The sequence below is a fragment of the Halomonas sp. NCCP-2165 genome (assembly GCF_023708045.1).
Lineage (GTDB): Bacteria > Pseudomonadota > Gammaproteobacteria > Pseudomonadales > Halomonadaceae > Bisbaumannia > Bisbaumannia pacifica.
Genome location: NZ_BRCY01000012.1, coordinates 1 through 13,699, shown reverse-complemented (window position 1 = coordinate 13,699; position 13,699 = coordinate 1). Strand labels below are relative to the sequence as shown.

The 13,699-nt window shown below is 67.7% G+C and carries 16 protein-coding genes; 5 read left to right on the top strand and 11 right to left on the bottom strand.

The genetic code is table 11. The annotated features are described in order from the left end of the window. Window positions 1-14: 14 nt before the first annotated feature. The 3 genes from NFU04_RS08040 to dksA form a co-directional block, all read right to left on the bottom strand. Window positions 15-194 (bottom strand): hypothetical protein, encoded by a 180-nt coding sequence (locus NFU04_RS08040; RefSeq protein ID WP_146803442.1) that lies wholly within the window; start codon window positions 192-194, stop codon window positions 15-17. 26 nt (window positions 195-220) lie between these two features. Further along, window positions 221-1,102, bottom strand: coding sequence for a tRNA glutamyl-Q(34) synthetase GluQRS (gene gluQRS / locus NFU04_RS08035; protein ID WP_251308982.1), 882 nt, complete (start codon window positions 1,100-1,102; stop codon window positions 221-223). 69 nt (window positions 1,103-1,171) lie between these two features. Beyond that, on the bottom strand, window positions 1,172-1,609 hold the full coding sequence (gene dksA / locus NFU04_RS08030; RefSeq protein WP_146803444.1) for an RNA polymerase-binding protein DksA: 438 nt from the start codon (window positions 1,607-1,609) through the stop codon (window positions 1,172-1,174). Window positions 1,610-1,847: 238 nt separating this feature from the next. Between dksA and NFU04_RS08025 the strand changes: the two genes are divergently transcribed. After that, complete coding sequence (locus NFU04_RS08025) at window positions 1,848-3,008, top strand: pyridoxal phosphate-dependent aminotransferase (protein WP_251308981.1); 1,161 nt, start codon at window positions 1,848-1,850, stop codon at window positions 3,006-3,008. Continuing rightward, window positions 3,008-3,736 carry a DNA/RNA nuclease SfsA gene (sfsA, locus tag NFU04_RS08020; RefSeq protein WP_251309038.1) on the top strand — a complete coding sequence of 243 codons (729 nt, stop codon included), beginning with the start codon at window positions 3,008-3,010 and terminating at the stop codon, window positions 3,734-3,736. Before NFU04_RS08025 ends, sfsA begins: the two co-directional genes overlap by 1 nt. A gap of 164 nt (window positions 3,737-3,900) precedes the next feature. On the opposite strand, the gene NFU04_RS08015 is transcribed toward sfsA, so the two are convergent. From NFU04_RS08015 to NFU04_RS07985, 7 genes are all read right to left on the bottom strand, one after another. Next, window positions 3,901-4,224: a Rieske (2Fe-2S) protein gene (locus tag NFU04_RS08015; RefSeq protein ID WP_251308980.1), complete on the bottom strand. Its 324-nt coding sequence runs from the start codon at window positions 4,222-4,224 to the stop codon at window positions 3,901-3,903. Next, a complete protein-coding gene (locus tag NFU04_RS08010) occupies window positions 4,224-4,679 on the bottom strand; it encodes a DUF4426 domain-containing protein (protein ID WP_251308979.1) in 456 nt (151 codons plus the stop codon). Before NFU04_RS08010 ends, NFU04_RS08015 begins: the two co-directional genes overlap by 1 nt. A 28-nt stretch (window positions 4,680-4,707) precedes the next feature. Further along, window positions 4,708-5,310, bottom strand: coding sequence for a methionine biosynthesis protein MetW (gene metW / locus NFU04_RS08005; protein WP_198058178.1), 603 nt, complete (start codon window positions 5,308-5,310; stop codon window positions 4,708-4,710). Further along, complete coding sequence (gene metX / locus NFU04_RS08000) at window positions 5,310-6,464, bottom strand: homoserine O-succinyltransferase MetX (protein ID WP_251308978.1); 1,155 nt, start codon at window positions 6,462-6,464, stop codon at window positions 5,310-5,312. Before metX ends, metW begins: the two co-directional genes overlap by 1 nt. A gap of 70 nt (window positions 6,465-6,534) precedes the next feature. Continuing rightward, window positions 6,535-7,125 (bottom strand): YggT family protein, encoded by a 591-nt coding sequence (locus NFU04_RS07995; protein ID WP_146803451.1) that lies wholly within the window; start codon window positions 7,123-7,125, stop codon window positions 6,535-6,537. Between the two features lie 39 nt (window positions 7,126-7,164). Beyond that, entirely contained in the window at window positions 7,165-7,986 is an 822-nt protein-coding gene (gene proC, locus NFU04_RS07990; RefSeq protein ID WP_251308977.1) for a pyrroline-5-carboxylate reductase, read from the bottom strand. 39 nt (window positions 7,987-8,025) lie between these two features. Continuing rightward, entirely contained in the window at window positions 8,026-8,739 is a 714-nt protein-coding gene (locus NFU04_RS07985) for a YggS family pyridoxal phosphate-dependent enzyme (RefSeq protein WP_251308976.1), read from the bottom strand. Between the two features lie 48 nt (window positions 8,740-8,787). On the opposite strand from NFU04_RS07985, the gene NFU04_RS07980 reads away from it, so the two are divergent. Both NFU04_RS07980 and NFU04_RS07975 read left to right on the top strand, forming a co-directional pair. Beyond that, complete coding sequence (locus NFU04_RS07980) at window positions 8,788-9,822, top strand: type IV pilus twitching motility protein PilT (protein WP_251308975.1); 1,035 nt, start codon at window positions 8,788-8,790, stop codon at window positions 9,820-9,822. 44 nt (window positions 9,823-9,866) lie between these two features. Next, complete coding sequence (locus tag NFU04_RS07975; RefSeq protein WP_251308974.1) at window positions 9,867-11,009, top strand: PilT/PilU family type 4a pilus ATPase; 1,143 nt, start codon at window positions 9,867-9,869, stop codon at window positions 11,007-11,009. Between the two features lie 11 nt (window positions 11,010-11,020). On the opposite strand, the gene NFU04_RS07970 is transcribed toward NFU04_RS07975, so the two are convergent. Beyond that, entirely contained in the window at window positions 11,021-12,148 is a 1,128-nt protein-coding gene (locus NFU04_RS07970; protein ID WP_251308973.1) for an anhydro-N-acetylmuramic acid kinase, read from the bottom strand. 112 nt (window positions 12,149-12,260) lie between these two features. Between NFU04_RS07970 and tyrS the strand changes: the two genes are divergently transcribed. Then, window positions 12,261-13,457: a tyrosine--tRNA ligase gene (gene tyrS / locus NFU04_RS07965; RefSeq protein WP_251308972.1), complete on the top strand. Its 1,197-nt coding sequence runs from the start codon at window positions 12,261-12,263 to the stop codon at window positions 13,455-13,457. Window positions 13,458-13,699 lie beyond the last annotated feature (242 nt).

The window sequence follows — 13,699 nt, the reverse complement described above, 5'->3', positions numbered from 1 at the left end:
GGGCCTCCCGGAAATCAGCCATGTTCATCCAGTTTCCTCTTCTGCTCCAGCCATAGCGACAGGGCGATTAGGCCGCCCCAGATCAGGAAGGGTCGGTACCAGGCGCTGTCCGGCGAGGCCCAGCCGCTCATCAGCAGTGGCGAGAGCAGGTAGCCGCCGAATACCAGGAACAGCATCAGCCGGTAGAGATACATGGGAAGCTCCTCTGCTGCGGGGCGGTTCAGGGCTGGGGGCGCTGGGCATCGGCGCGCAGCCGGGCCACCGACCAGCGGGGAATCGCCTCGGCCAGCTGCACCGCCACCGGCTCGCGGATCAGCCCCGGCGCCGGCGCCTGATCCAGGGCCTCCAGGGCGCGGTGCAGTTGGCGCCGTACCTCGGGGCCTTCACGGGGCAGGGCCGGCGCCAGGTTCTGCTTGGAGAGCTTCTGGCCATCGGCGCCGAGAATCAACGGCAGGTGCAGATAGCGGGGCTCGGGCAGCCCCAGGGCCGCCTGCAACTGGCGCTGCCAGGGGGTATTGTCGAGCAGGTCGTGGCCACGCACGACATCGCCGATGCCCTGGGCGGCATCGTCCACCACCACCGCCAGCTGATAGGCCCAGAGGCCATCCTTGCGCTTGAGCACCACGTCGCCGAGGGTCGCCGGATCGAAGCGCTGGGCGCCGAAGAGGCGATCCTGCCACTCGACCGGGCGCAGGCCCAGGTCGCTGCGCAGGCGCCAGGCCGCCGGCCTGCCGGGCTCGCGCACCCCGTCGCGACACCAGCCGGGGTAGATGGGGTGATCGCGCCACTGCTTGCGGGAGCAACTGCAGGGGTAGGCCAGCCCCCGATCGATCAGGCGCTCCAGGGCCGCCTGGTAGGCGTCGTGGCGGTCGCTCTGGTAGTGCACCGGGCCATCCCAGTGCAGGCCGAAGGCCTCCAGCTGGCGCAGGATGGTGTCGCCGGCGCCGGCGGGGCAGCGCGGCGGGTCGATGTCCTCGATGCGCAGCAGCCAGTCGCCGCCGGCCTGGCGGGCGTCCAGGTAGCTGCCCAGGGCGGCGACCAGGGAACCGAAGTGCAGGGGGCCCGAGGGCGTCGGGGCGAAGCGGCCTCGATAGCGTGGCATGGCGGACTCCGTCGGCGGAAAGGCAAACGGGCACCCGAGGGTGCCCGTCACGCTGGTATCGCCTGGGGGTTAGCCGCCGAGCTGCTTCTCCTTGAGCTCGGCCAGGGTCTTGCAGTCCACGCAGAGGGTGGCGGTGGGGCGTGCCTCGAGGCGGCGAATGCCGATCTCGACGCCGCAGGCCTCGCAGAAACCGTAGTCGTCCTCGTCGATCTTCTCGATGGTCTCGTTGATCTTCTTGAGCAGCTTGCGCTCCCGGTCGCGGGTCCGCAGCTCGAGGCTGAAGCCCTCTTCCTGGGTGGCACGATCCGCCGGGTCCGCATAGTTGTTGGCGTCTTCCTGCAGGTGACGCACGGTGCGGTCCACTTCTTCCATGAGCTCCTGTTTCCAGTCGAGCAGGATCTGTCGGAAGTGCTCCAGCTGCTTCTCGTTCATGTACTCTTCACCCGGTGCCGCTTCGTACGGGGTGAATTTCTTTGGCGCTTCCGTCTTTTGTGCTGCTACTGGCATGGGGGCTGCCTCATTGCTCGAGTGACTGGGGCCGATGCCCGGTCGGGCAGGCGCACTGCTGCCGGCCCAAAGCCTTGCTTATTTAGCGAAAAAACGCCCGCATTGCAACCGTCACATGATCCGGAGGTGCCGGCTGATGCCGCAGCCGGTTACAATCCCGTTTGACCATGGCCCCCGCCAGAGGTGCCATATCGAGCCATCGAGAGGCCGGGTCGCGGCCGTTGAAGGAGAGTGACGCATGAGTTGGAGCGCGCGGCTGGATCGCGTCGAGCCCTTCCGGGTGATGAGTCTGCTGGAGGAGGCCCAGGGACGGGAGGCCGCCGGCCATGACGTGATTCACCTGGGGGTGGGCGAGCCGGATTTTGCCACCCCGGAGGCGGTGGTGGCGGCGGGGCAGCGGGCCCTGGCCGCGGGGCAGACCCGCTACACGCCGGCGGCGGGCCTGCCGGCGCTGCGCGAGGCCATCGCCGGCCACTACGCCGAGCGCTTCGGCGCCGAGGTCGATCCGGCGCGGATCCTGGTCACCCCCGGCGCCTCCGGGGCCCTGCTGCTGGCCAGCCAGTTGCTGGTGCAGCGCGGCGACCGGGTGCTGATGGCCGATCCCACCTACCCCTGCAATCGCCACTTCATGGCCCTGGCCGAGGCCGAACTGGATACCGTGGCGGTGGGGCCGGCGAGCGGCTGGCAGCTGGATGCCGAGCTGGTCGCCCGGCACTGGCGCGATACCACGCGGCTGGCGATGCTGGCCACGCCCTCCAACCCCACCGGCCATATGCTCGATGCCGACCAGTTGGCGGCGGTGGCGGCGGCGGTCGAGGCGCGCGGCGGCGCCCTGCTGGTGGACGAGATCTATCAGGGGCTGACCTATGGGGTCGAGCCGGTCTCGGCGGCGGCGGTGGCTCCCGAGGCCTTCGTGGTCAACAGCTTCTCCAAGTATTTCGGCATGACCGGATGGCGCCTGGGTTGGCTGCTGGCCCCGGAGGCGGCGGTGGAGCCCCTGACGCGGCTGGCCCAGAACGTCTTCCTGGCCGCCTCCACCCCGGCCCAGCACGCGGCCCTGGCGGCCTTCACCCCGGATTGCCTCGACGAGCTGGAGAGCCGTCGCCGGGAGCTGGCGCGGCGTCGGGATGCCCTGCTGGCGGGGCTGGCGCGCCTCGACCTGGCGCCCTCGCTGCCGCCCCAGGGGGCCTTCTATGTGTGGCTGGATATCTCCCGCTACAGCAGTGACAGCCAGGCCTTCTGCCGGCAACTGCTGGAGGAGGAGAACGTCGCCATTACCCCGGGCATCGACTTCGCGGTGCGTGGCGGCGAGCACCATGTGCGGATCGCCTTCACCACCTCGGTGGCACGCCTGGAGGAGGCCCTGAACCGCCTCGAACGTTTCCTGGGGCGGCGATGATGACCTACCCCACCCTGACGCCGGGCCTCCTGCGCCGGCGCTACAAGCGCTTCCTGGCCGATGTGGAGCTGGCCGATGGCTCCCTGGTGGTGGCCCACTGTCCCAATACCGGCTCCATGCGCGCGGTCAATGTGCCGGGCTGCCGAGTCTGGCTGGCCGCCAGTGATAACCCCAAGCGCAAGCTGGCCTGGACCTGGGAGCTGATCGAGCTACCCCAGCCGGAGGGCGGCAGCGCCTTCGCCTCGGTGCATACCGGGCGCGCCAACGGCATCGTCGAGGCGGCGTTGCGCGAGGGCGTGGTAAGAGAGCTGGCCGGCTTCGCCGAGCTGAGGCGCGAGGTGCGGGTGGAGGGGGCGCGCCTCGATTTCCGGCTGAGCGACGATCGGGGCGAGCCGACCTATGTGGAGGTCAAGCAGGTGACCCTGCGTGAGGCCGATGGCGGCGGTTACTTCCCCGACGCGGTCAGCGAGCGGGGCCGCAGGCACCTGGAGGTGCTGGCCGACCTGGCCGCGCAGGGGCATCGGGCGGTGCTGCTGTTCTGCGTGGCCCACACCGGCATCCCCTCGGTGGCCCCGGCGGCGCACCTCGACCCCCGCTATGCCGAGACCCTGAGACGGGCCGCCGAGGCGGGGGTGGAGGTGCTGGCCTATGGCTGTGAGGTGGTCGTCGAGGCCGGAGTGCCCCGGGGCATCCAGTTGGTCAGGCGGCTGCCCGTTCACCTGGACTAATACCCGTGGGAGCTGGCCTCAGCCAGCGATTGGCGCCGCAGGCGCCTGGTAAGGGCTATACCATCGCCGAGACGTCGGACCGCTGCTGAAGCAGGCTCCTACCACACCAGTGGCCTCACCAGCGTCTCGGCGATTCAGCAAGGGCGCGCCGGGGATCCGCCGTATCACTCGGCCAGATGAATCTGGCCGTCGTCGTCGATGCGAATCGCCACCGGGACCAGGTGGCGCCCCTGGCAGGGCCCGAAGACGCATTCGCCGTTCTCCGGCAGGAAGAGGGCGCCGTGCATGCTGCACTGAATCAGCTCGCCGCCGGGCTCGAGGAAGACATCCGGCTGGAAGTCGAGGCCGATGCCCTGATGGGGGCAGCGGTTCTCGAAGGCGCTGATGCGACCGTGTACCCGCACCAGGAAGGCCTCGCGGCCGTCCGGCAGGCGCAGTCCCAGGGCCGCGGTGGCATCCAGTTGGGAACGGTGGGCAATAGCACTCATCAGCGATCGATATAAAAGCGTTGCATAAAGCCGACTTGGGCGGGGTCGGCGTTGCGATCGTAGCCCACCTCCAGCTCGAAGCGCATCGGCTCGTCCTCCTGGATGCGGAAGGTGGCCAGGTGGTAGATGGCCTCGCCGTCGCGCACGGTGCGGAACGCCAGGTTCTGGGTCTGGCCGGCCAGGTTGCCGACGCGACCGCTGACCCAGGCATTCGCCGGGCGGGTGGTGCCGTCCTCCTGCTCCTCGAGCACGCTGATATTGAGCAGCGCCATCACCTGGCTGCGCTGGATATCGTAGGCGGCGGCCACCTCCGGCGTCAGGAAGCTGGTGTTGATGGCGCTGTAGTGGATCTGGTAGTTGCCGACCCGCTCGTACTGCTGGGCCTGGGCGCCGGCCGCCAGCAGCCAGGCCAGCAGGCCGGTAAGCAGCCAGGCGCCGAGAGTCTTGGCCTTCATGGTCTTTCCCCTTGCTGTTGGGTTCGGTTCAGCCGCCCGGGCCCCGGCTGACCCGGAACACGGCGGTCTCGCCACACAGGTTGGGCCACAGCCGCGAGGTCCAGTGTCCCTCGTGCTCGCCGTTGCCCACCGCCCGGTCGCTGATGATCAGACCCTTGTCGCGGCACAGGCGTTCAAAGTCGTTGAAGGTCGAGAGGTGGATATTGGGGGTGTCGTACCAGGCGTGGGGCAGCGACTTGGAGACCGGCATATAGCCCTTGAAGCCCAGGTAGAGGCGATGCCGCCAGTAGGCGAAGTTGGGGAAGGTGATGATGCACTCTCCGGCCACCCGCAGCATCTCGTCGAGCATCAGGTCGGGGCGGCGCAGGGCCTGCAGGGCCTGGGTCATGATCACCAGGTCGCAGGCGTCGTCGTCGAAGTTGGCCAGGCCCTCGTCGAGGTTCTGCTCGATGACATTGACGCCCTTCTCGATACAGGCGGTGATGCCGTCGGGATCGATCTCCAGGCCGTAACCGGTGACGCCCTTATCCCGGGCCAGGGCGGCCAGCAGGGTGCCGTCGCCGCAGCCCAGGTCGAGGACCCGGGCCCCTTCGGGCACCCAGCCATGAATCAGCTTGAGGTCGGCGCGCATCAGTGGGCCTCCAGGTTCAGGTCGCGGGCCACGCGCTTCATGAAGCCGGCGAACACCGCCTGGTAGCGGGGCTCCGGCAGCAGGAAGGCGTCATGACCATGGGGCGAGTCGATATTGGCGAAGCTGACCGCCTTGCCGGCGCGGATCAGGGCGTCCACCAGCTCCCGGGAGCGCGACGGCGGGAAGCGCCAGTCGGTGGAGAAACTCACCACCAGGAAGGGACAACTGGCCGGGGCCAGGGCCGCGGCCAGGTCGCCGCCGTGGGGCGCCGCCGGGTCGAAATAGTCCAGGGCCTTGGTCATCAGCAGGTAGGTGTTGGCATCGAAGCGGTTGGAGAAGGTGTCTCCCTGGTAGCGCAGGTAGGACTCCACCTGGAACTCCACGTCGTAGCCGAAGTTGAAGTCGTCGCTGCGCAGGTCGCGGCCGAACTTGCTGCCCATGGCGTCTTCGGAGAGGTAGGTGATATGCCCCACCATCCTCGCCAGCTTGAGGCCGCGCCGCGGCAGGGTGTCGTGCTCGGCGTAGCGGCCGTCATGGAAGTCCGGGTCGGAGCGGATCGCCTGGCGGGCCACCTCGTTGAAGGCGATATTCTGCGCCGAGAGCTTGGGGGTGGCGGCGATCACCGCCGCATTGGCCACCCGTTCCGGGTAGTTGAGGCTCCACTGCAGCACCTGCATGCCGCCCAGGCTGCCGCCGATCACCGCGGCGAAGCGCTGGATGCCCAGGCGGTCGGCCAGCCGCGCCTGGCTATGCACCCAGTCGGTGACCGTCATCATCGGGAAGTCGGGGCCCCACTGACGGCCGGTGGCCGGATTGTGGCTCAGCGGCCCGGTGCTGCCGTGGCAGCCTCCCAGGTTGTTCAGGGAGATGACGAAGAAGCGCTCGGTATCGATGCTCTTGCCGGGACCGATATGCGCGTCCCACCAGCCGGGCTTGCGGTCGTCGGGGCCGTGGTAGCCGGCGGCATGGTGGTGTCCGGAGAGGGCGTGACAGATCAGTACCGCATTGCTGCGCTCGGCGTTGAGCTCGCCGTAGGTCTCGTAGACCAGCTCGTAGCTGGGCAGGGTGCGGCCGCAGGCCAGCTCCAGAGGCGCATCGAAATGCGCGGTCTGCGGGGTGACCAGGCCGACCGAATCGCGGGGTAGCTCGGGCATGGGGTCCTTGGTGTCCAGTCGTGTCGTTATGTTGTCGAAGGGGCGTGCCGCCGCCGGGGCGGCACGCGCCTCACAGGCCGACCAGGGCGCCGGAGATGCCGGCGGCACGGGTCAGCGAGCCCACCACGATACCATCGATCAGGCTGATGGCGATGAAGGCCACGATGGGGGAGAGGTCGAGCATGCCCAGCGGCGGGATGACGCGGCGCAGCGGGGCCATGATCGGTTCCACCAGCTGCATCACCAGCAGGGCGCCAGGGTGGCTGGCGCTGGGGGCCACCCAACTGAGGATGATCATGGCGATCAGCGCGAAGAAGTAGATCTTGAGGATGGCGTTGGCGATGGCCGCCACCGCGCCGATGGCCACGCCGACCAGCGGCGGCATGCCGATGCCGGCGATCTGCAGGATCGCGATGATGGCGATGACCTTGAGCACGAAGGCGGCGCCGAGGGTGGCCAGGTCGAAGCGCCCCACCGGGCGCAGGAAGCCCTGGAAGAGGCCGATCACCGGCTGGGTGATCTTCACCACCGACTGGCTGATGGGGTTGTAGTAGTCGGCCCGGGATGCCTGCAGCAGGAAGCGCAGCATCATCAGGAAGAGGTAGATATTGACCAGGGTGTTGACCAGCAGCAGGCCGGCGTTGCCCATTTGACTGCCCATGTGCGGGGCTCCTTATCTTGACTGGATGCGGTGACGGCGTTACTGGCCGAGCTCCCGGGCCATCTCCCGGGCGCGGTCGGCACAGGCCTCGGTGGCCTCCTCGACGATGCGCCGCAACTCGGCGGCCTCGAAGCTGTGGATGGCGCGCTCGGTGGTCCCCCCCGGCGACATCACGTTCTGCTTGAGGGTGGCCGGGTCCTTGTCGCTCTGCTGAGCCATGCGCGCCGCCCCGTAGGCGGTCTGCAGGGCCAGGCGGCGGGCACTGGCGGCGGGCAGGCCGAGACGCACGCCGGCGGCCTCCAGGGCCTCGAAGAACAGGAAGAAGTAGGCCGGGCCGCTGCCGGAGATGGCGGTGACCGCCTCCAGCAGGGACTCCTCGTCGACCCACTCCACCAGGCCCACCGCCTCCAGCAGGCCGGTCGCCAGTTGGCGCTGCGCGTCGCTGACCCGCGAGTTGGCGTAGAGGCCGCAGGCACCGGCGCCCACCAGGGAGGGGGTGTTGGGCATGCAGCGAATCACCGCCAGCTCGCCGCCCAGCCAGGCCTCCAGGGTATCGGCGCCGAGGCCGGCGGCCACCGAGACGATCAGCGGCTTGCGGGCCTGGATGGCGTCACGCATCGCCGTGCAGACGTCGCGCATGATCTGCGGCTTGACCGCCAGCACCACCACATCGGCATTGGCGACCGCCTTGGCGTTGTCGGTCTCGGTATGAATGCCGTAGCGCTGGCGCAGCGGTGCCAGGTAGTCGTCACTGGGCGAAGTGGCGGTGATGGCCGTGGCGGGGTAGCCGCCCTCGATCATGCCGCCGAAGATGGCGCTGGCCATGTTGCCGGCACCGATAAAGGTCACTTGGCTAGCCATAGGGAATCGATTCCTCTGCGTGGGGCCCAGGGCATCTGCCTAGGCGCGGGGTGTCTTGGGGCGGGCGCCGAAGATCGCCGTGCCCAGGCGGACCCAGGTGGCCCCTTCGGCGATGGCGGCCTCCAGGTCGTCGCTCATGCCCATGGAGAGGGTATCCAGGGGCGCCTCGGGGAAGCGCTGGCGCAGCTCCTCCAGGGCTCGGCGCAGCCGCGCATAGGGCTCGCGCTGGGCCTCGCTCCCCTCGGCGGGGGCGGGAATCGCCATCAGGCCGCGCAGGCGCAGCCTGGGCAGGGCCACGACCGCCTCGGCCAGGGCCGGCAGGTCGTCGAGGGAGACGCCGGCCTTGGTGGCCTCGTCGCTGATATTGACCTGCAGGCAGACGTTGAGCGGCGGCAGGTGCGCCGGGCGCTGCTCGTCGAGGCGCCGCGCCAGTTTCTCCCGATCGAGGCTGTGCAGCCAGGCGAAGTGTTCGGCCACAGCGCGACTCTTGTTGGATTGCAGGGGGCCGATGAAATGCCAGGCGATCTTGGGCAGGTCGGCCAAGGCCTCCTGCTTTTCCAGGGCCTCCTGAAGGTAGTTCTCGCCGAAGTCGCGCTGACCGAGTCGATAGGCCTCACGCACCATCAACGCAGGCTTGGTCTTGCTGACCGCCAGCAACCGCGCCGCTGCGGGCTCGCGACCGGCCTGGGCCAGGGCCTCGGCCAGGCGGCGATTGGCGGCCGCCAACGTCTCGGAAAGCGCAACCTCTGTCATACTGATACACGTCCTTACAATTAGGCGCAGGGATACAGGGGGAACCGCATGGATATTACCGAACTGCTGGCATTCTCGGCAAAGCAGAACGCCTCGGATCTGCATCTATCGGCGGGGCTGCCACCGATGATCCGGGTGGATGGCGACATTCGGCGACTCAACGTGCCGGCCATGGAAGATCGCGAGGTGCGCAAGCTGATCTACGATATCCTCAATGATCGGCAGCGCCGCGACTTCGAGGAGCACCTGGAGACCGATTTCTCCTTCGAGGTGCCGGGAGTGGCGCGCTTTCGTGTCAATGTCTTCAACCATGGTCGCGGCATCGGCGGCGCTTTCCGTACCATTCCCGCCGAGATCTTGACCATGGAGGACCTGGGGCTGGGCGAGGTCTTTCGCCGGATGGCGCTGATGCCGCGCGGCCTGGTGCTGGTGACCGGGCCTACTGGCTCGGGCAAGAGCACCACCCTGGCGGCACTGATCGACTACATCAACGAGATCCGCTACGACCATATCCTGACCATCGAGGACCCGGTGGAATTCGTCCACCGCAGCAAACGCTGCCTGATCAACCAGCGCGAATTGCATCGCGATACCCATGGCTTCGCCCCGGCGCTGCGCAGCGCCCTGCGCGAGGACCCGGACGTCATCCTGGTGGGGGAGATGCGTGACCTGGAGACCATTCGCCTGGCGCTGACCGCGGCGGAGACCGGTCACCTGGTCTTCGGCACCCTGCATACCACCTCGGCGGCCAAGACCATCGACCGGATCATCGATGTCTTCCCTGGAGAAGAGAAGGCCATGGTGCGCTCCATGCTCTCCGAGTCCCTGCAGGGGGTCATCTCCCAGACGCTGCTCAAGCGCATCGGCGGAGGGCGGGTGGCCGCCCACGAGATCCTGGTGGCCACGGCGGCGGTGCGTAACCTGATCCGCGAGGACAAGGTGGCGCAACTCTACTCGGCGATCCAGACCGGCGGCAACCTGGGCATGCAGACCCTGGACGCGGCCCTGGCACGCCTGGTCAGCGATGGCGTGGTCTCCCGGGACGAGGCCCAGGCCAAGGCCAAGGCGATCCTGCCGACCTGAATCGGCGATGGCTCAACCACAACATGACGAGCGAGGGATAACCCATGACCGCGAGCGAATGGCTGGAGCAGTTGTTGCAGATCATGGTGGATAAGGAGGCCTCGGACCTGCTGATCTCGGTGAAGGCGCCACCCACCCTGAAGATCACCGGCAAGCTGATCCCCATGGGAGACCAGGGGTTGAGCGCTGCCCAGGTGGCAGAGCTGGTGCAGGCGGCGGTGCCGGAGGCTCAGCGGGAGCGCTTCGCCGCCGAGCGCGAGGCCAACTTCGCCCTGAGCCTGCCGAGCAAGGGGCGCTTTCGGGTAAGCGCCTTCCAGCAACGTAACCAACCTGCCATGGTGCTGCGGCGTATCGCCTTCGATATTCCCCACCTGGAGGAGCTCTATCTGCCGCCGGCCCTGGGTGAGCTGGCCGAGATCAAGCGCGGCCTGGTGTTCGTGGTGGGTGGCACCGGGACCGGCAAGTCGACCACCCTAGCGGCGATGATCCAGCAGCGCAACGAGACGCTGGGCGGGCATATCATCAGCATCGAGGACCCCATCGAGTATGTGCACCCCCACAAGAAGGCGATCATCAACCAGCGTGAGGTGGGGATCGACACCGAGTCTTTCGAGGTGGCGCTGAAGAACACCCTGCGTCAGGCGCCGGACGTGATCCTGATCGGTGAGGTGCGTACCCGGGAGACCATGGAGCACGCCCTGACCTTCGCCGAGACCGGCCACCTCTGCCTGGCCACCCTGCATGCCAATAACGCCAACCAGGCCCTGGATCGTATCATCAATTTCTTCCCCGCCGAGCGCCATGACCAGGTATGGCTGGACCTCTCCCTCAACCTGCGTGCCATCGTCGCCCAGCAGCTGCTGCCCACCGTTCAGGGAGAGCGCCGCGCGGCCATCGAGGTCATGCTGCGTTCGCCCTTGATCAGCGACCTGATCCGCAAGGGCGAGGTGAGCGAGATCAAGAACATCATGGCGCGTTCCCGGGACCTGGGCATGCAGACCTTCGACCAGGCGCTCTATGACCTCTACCGGGCGGGGGTGGTCAGCGAGGACGTGGCCCTGGTGCATGCCGACTCCGCCAACGACCTGCGCATGATGATCAAGTTCGGCGATCCCAACAGCGAGGCGGTGGGCCAGGCCAAGAGTGGCAGCGAGCGCTTTAGCCTGCGCTCGGGGGATGATTTCTAGCGGGGCAGAGCTCAGGGGGCGTAGACACCGCCCAGTATCCGGGGGCCACGGGCGCCGGTCACCGAGGGCAGGTTGCCGGGCAGCCCGCTCAGGCGGCGATGGGCCAGCCAGGCGAAGGCGCCCGCCTCCAGCCAGTCGGCGGGCCAGCCCAGCTCGGCGGTGGGGGTGAGAGCCAACCCGCGAAGCCGGGCCTGGAGGCGATTCAGCAGGTGGGGGTTGTGAGCGCCGCCTCCACAGGGCAGCAGCCGGGTGGGCCTGGCCTCGGGCAACCGCTCGCTGAGTTGCTCGACGGCCAGGGCCACGCTGGCGGCGGTCAGCTCCGCCAGGGTGGCCTGAACGTCGCGAGGCGATTCGTCCCCATCCAGGTGGCGCTCCAGCCAGGTCAGGTGGAAGTATTCGCGCCCGGTGCTCTTGGGCGGGGGGCGTCGGAAGTAGTCATCGGCCAGCAGGCGAGTCAGCAGGGCCGCGTCGACCCGGCCGCCGGCGGCCCAGGCGCCATCGGCGTCGAAGCGTCCGCCCTGGTGGCGCTGATACCAGCCATCCAGCAGGGCATTGGCGGGGCCGCTATCGAAGCCCAGCACGTCGGCGGGGTGGTCGAGCGGCGGCAGCAGGGTCAGGTTGGCGTAGCCGCCCAGGTTGAGCACCAGGCGCCATTCTTCGGGGTGACGAAACAGCGCCTGGTGGAAGGCCGGTGCCAGGGGGGCGGCCTGGCCGCCGGCCGCCAGGTCGCGGCGGCGAAAGTCGGCCACCACCTCGAGGCCGGTCAACTCCGCCAACCGGCTGGGGTTATCCAGTTGCAGGGTATAGGACGCGCCGCCGGCGTGACCCTCGGGGGCATGCTCGATGGTCTGACCGTGGCTGCCGATGGCGGCAACGTCGGCGGCGGCCGTGCCGCTGGCCGCGAGCAGCTCGTGGACCGCCCGGGCCTGTGACTGGCAGAAGGCCTCCTCCGCCTCGGCCAGCTCGCGAAAGCTCGCGCCCTCGGCATGGCAGAGCCGCAGCAGCAGGTCGCGGAGGGCCTCGGGCATCGTCACCGCCCGGGTCGCCAGCAGGCGCGGCGTCGGGGCGCAACAGTCCACCAGGGCGGCATCGATGGCATCCAGGCTGGTGCCGGACATCAGGCCGATATATAGCGACATCGTGACGACTCCTCGCGGGCTCTCAACGGTACTGGGCAAGACATGTTAACATCCCGTCCCATTCGTCAAGCTGTTTTGCCATCAACACCGCTTTCTGTGGAGTAAGGGTACGATGACCGATGTCGAGAGCGCGCTGGCGCTGTTGAAGCGCGGTACCAATGAGATTCTTCTGGAGGACGAGCTGAAGAAGAAGCTCGCCTCGGGGCGCAAGCTGCGTATCAAGGCGGGCTTCGATCCCACGGCTCCGGACCTGCACCTGGGGCATAGCGTGCTGCTCACCAAGATGCGCCAGTTTCAGGACCTGGGGCATCAGATCATCTTCCTGATCGGCGACTTCACCGGACGCATCGGCGATCCCACCGGCAAGAACGTCACCCGCAAGCCGCTCACCGAGGAAGAGGTCATCGCCAACGCCCAGACCTACAAGGAGCAGGTGTTCAAGATCCTCGATCCCGAGAAGACCGAGGTGCGCTTCAACTCCGAATGGTTCAGCGAGCTCAACGCCGCCCGGATGATCGAGTTGGCGGCCCAGAGTACGGTGGCGCGGATGCTCGAGCGCGACGACTTCGAGAAGCGCTACAAGGCCGGTCAGTCGATCTCCATCCACGAGTTTCTCTACCCGCTGGTCCAGGGCTACGACTCCGTGGCCCTGGAGGCGGATATCGAGATGGGCGGCACCGATCAGAAATTCAACCTGCTGATGGGCCGCGAGGTCCAGAAGCACTACGGCATGGAGCCCCAGGTGGTGATTACCATGCCGCTGCTCGAGGGCCTGGACGGCGTGCAGAAGATGTCCAAGTCGCTGGGCAACTATGTGGGCGTCGACGATGCCCCCGGGGTGATGTTCAACAAGCTGGTCTCCATGCCCGACAGCCTGATCTGGCGCTACTTCGAGCTGCTCTCCCTGAAGAGCAACGAGGAACTGGAGGCGCTCAAGCGGGATATGGATGCCGGGGCCAACCCGCGGGACATCAAGATGGTCCTGGCTCGGGAGCTGATCGCCCGCTATCACGGCGAAGAGGCCGCGGCCAACGCCCACAAGTCCGCCGGCAATCAACTGGCCGAGGGCGAGCTGCCGGAAGACCTGCCCGAAGTGAGCGTCGATTTCGACGGTGCTCAGGCGCCGATTGCCGCGGTACTCAATCGCTCCGGGCTGGCCAATAACAGTGCCCAGGCCAAGGACATGCTGGGTAACGGTCGGGTCAAGGTGGATGGCGAAGTGGTGGCTCGTGACCATATGCTCGAGAGCGGCAAGAGCTATGTGATCCAGGCCGGCAAGAAACGCTATGCCCGAGTCATTGTCGCCTGAGACACCGGACTCGGTACCGACGACGCCCGCTTTCGAGCGGGCGTCGTCGTCTCTGGTCCATGGGGTCATCCACAGGCGGTCGGCGATCTTCGGCTGTGGATAAACTTTCTGAAAAAAGCCCTTGCAGGGGCGGGGGGAAATCCGTAAAGTACGCATCCGCTGCCGGCGACGGACATCGTGGCCAGCGGCAATGAGTGGCAAAAGTGCTTGTTTCTGTTGGGTTTTTCGAAACCCTCTCGAGA

Bases quoted from the DNA above. Each gene is read 5' to 3' on its own strand.
- NFU04_RS08010 (WP_251308979.1), bottom strand. From the start codon at position 4,679: ATGAAGGCCAAGACTCTCGGCGCCTGGCTGCTTACCGGCCTGCTGGCC.
- NFU04_RS08025 (WP_251308981.1), top strand. From the start codon at position 1,848: ATGAGTTGGAGCGCGCGGCTGGATCGCGTCGAGCCCTTCCGGGTGATG.
- NFU04_RS07995 (WP_146803451.1), bottom strand. From the start codon at position 7,125: ATGGGCAGTCAAATGGGCAACGCCGGCCTGCTGCTGGTCAACACCCTG.
- NFU04_RS08015 (WP_251308980.1), bottom strand. From the start codon at position 4,224: ATGAGTGCTATTGCCCACCGTTCCCAACTGGATGCCACCGCGGCCCTG.
- NFU04_RS07985 (WP_251308976.1), bottom strand. From the start codon at position 8,739: ATGACAGAGGTTGCGCTTTCCGAGACGTTGGCGGCCGCCAATCGCCGC.
- metX (WP_251308978.1), bottom strand. From the start codon at position 6,464: ATGCCCGAGCTACCCCGCGATTCGGTCGGCCTGGTCACCCCGCAGACC.
- NFU04_RS07975 (WP_251308974.1), top strand. From the start codon at position 9,867: ATGACCGCGAGCGAATGGCTGGAGCAGTTGTTGCAGATCATGGTGGAT.
- dksA (WP_146803444.1), bottom strand. From the start codon at position 1,609: ATGCCAGTAGCAGCACAAAAGACGGAAGCGCCAAAGAAATTCACCCCG.
- gluQRS (WP_251308982.1), bottom strand. From the start codon at position 1,102: ATGCCACGCTATCGAGGCCGCTTCGCCCCGACGCCCTCGGGCCCCCTG.
- NFU04_RS07970 (WP_251308973.1), bottom strand. From the start codon at position 12,148: ATGTCGCTATATATCGGCCTGATGTCCGGCACCAGCCTGGATGCCATC.
- proC (WP_251308977.1), bottom strand. From the start codon at position 7,986: ATGGCTAGCCAAGTGACCTTTATCGGTGCCGGCAACATGGCCAGCGCC.
- NFU04_RS08040 (WP_146803442.1), bottom strand. From the start codon at position 194: ATGTATCTCTACCGGCTGATGCTGTTCCTGGTATTCGGCGGCTACCTG.
- metW (WP_198058178.1), bottom strand. From the start codon at position 5,310: ATGCGCGCCGACCTCAAGCTGATTCATGGCTGGGTGCCCGAAGGGGCC.
- sfsA (WP_251309038.1), top strand. From the start codon at position 3,008: ATGACCTACCCCACCCTGACGCCGGGCCTCCTGCGCCGGCGCTACAAG.
- NFU04_RS07980 (WP_251308975.1), top strand. From the start codon at position 8,788: ATGGATATTACCGAACTGCTGGCATTCTCGGCAAAGCAGAACGCCTCG.
- tyrS (WP_251308972.1), top strand. From the start codon at position 12,261: ATGACCGATGTCGAGAGCGCGCTGGCGCTGTTGAAGCGCGGTACCAAT.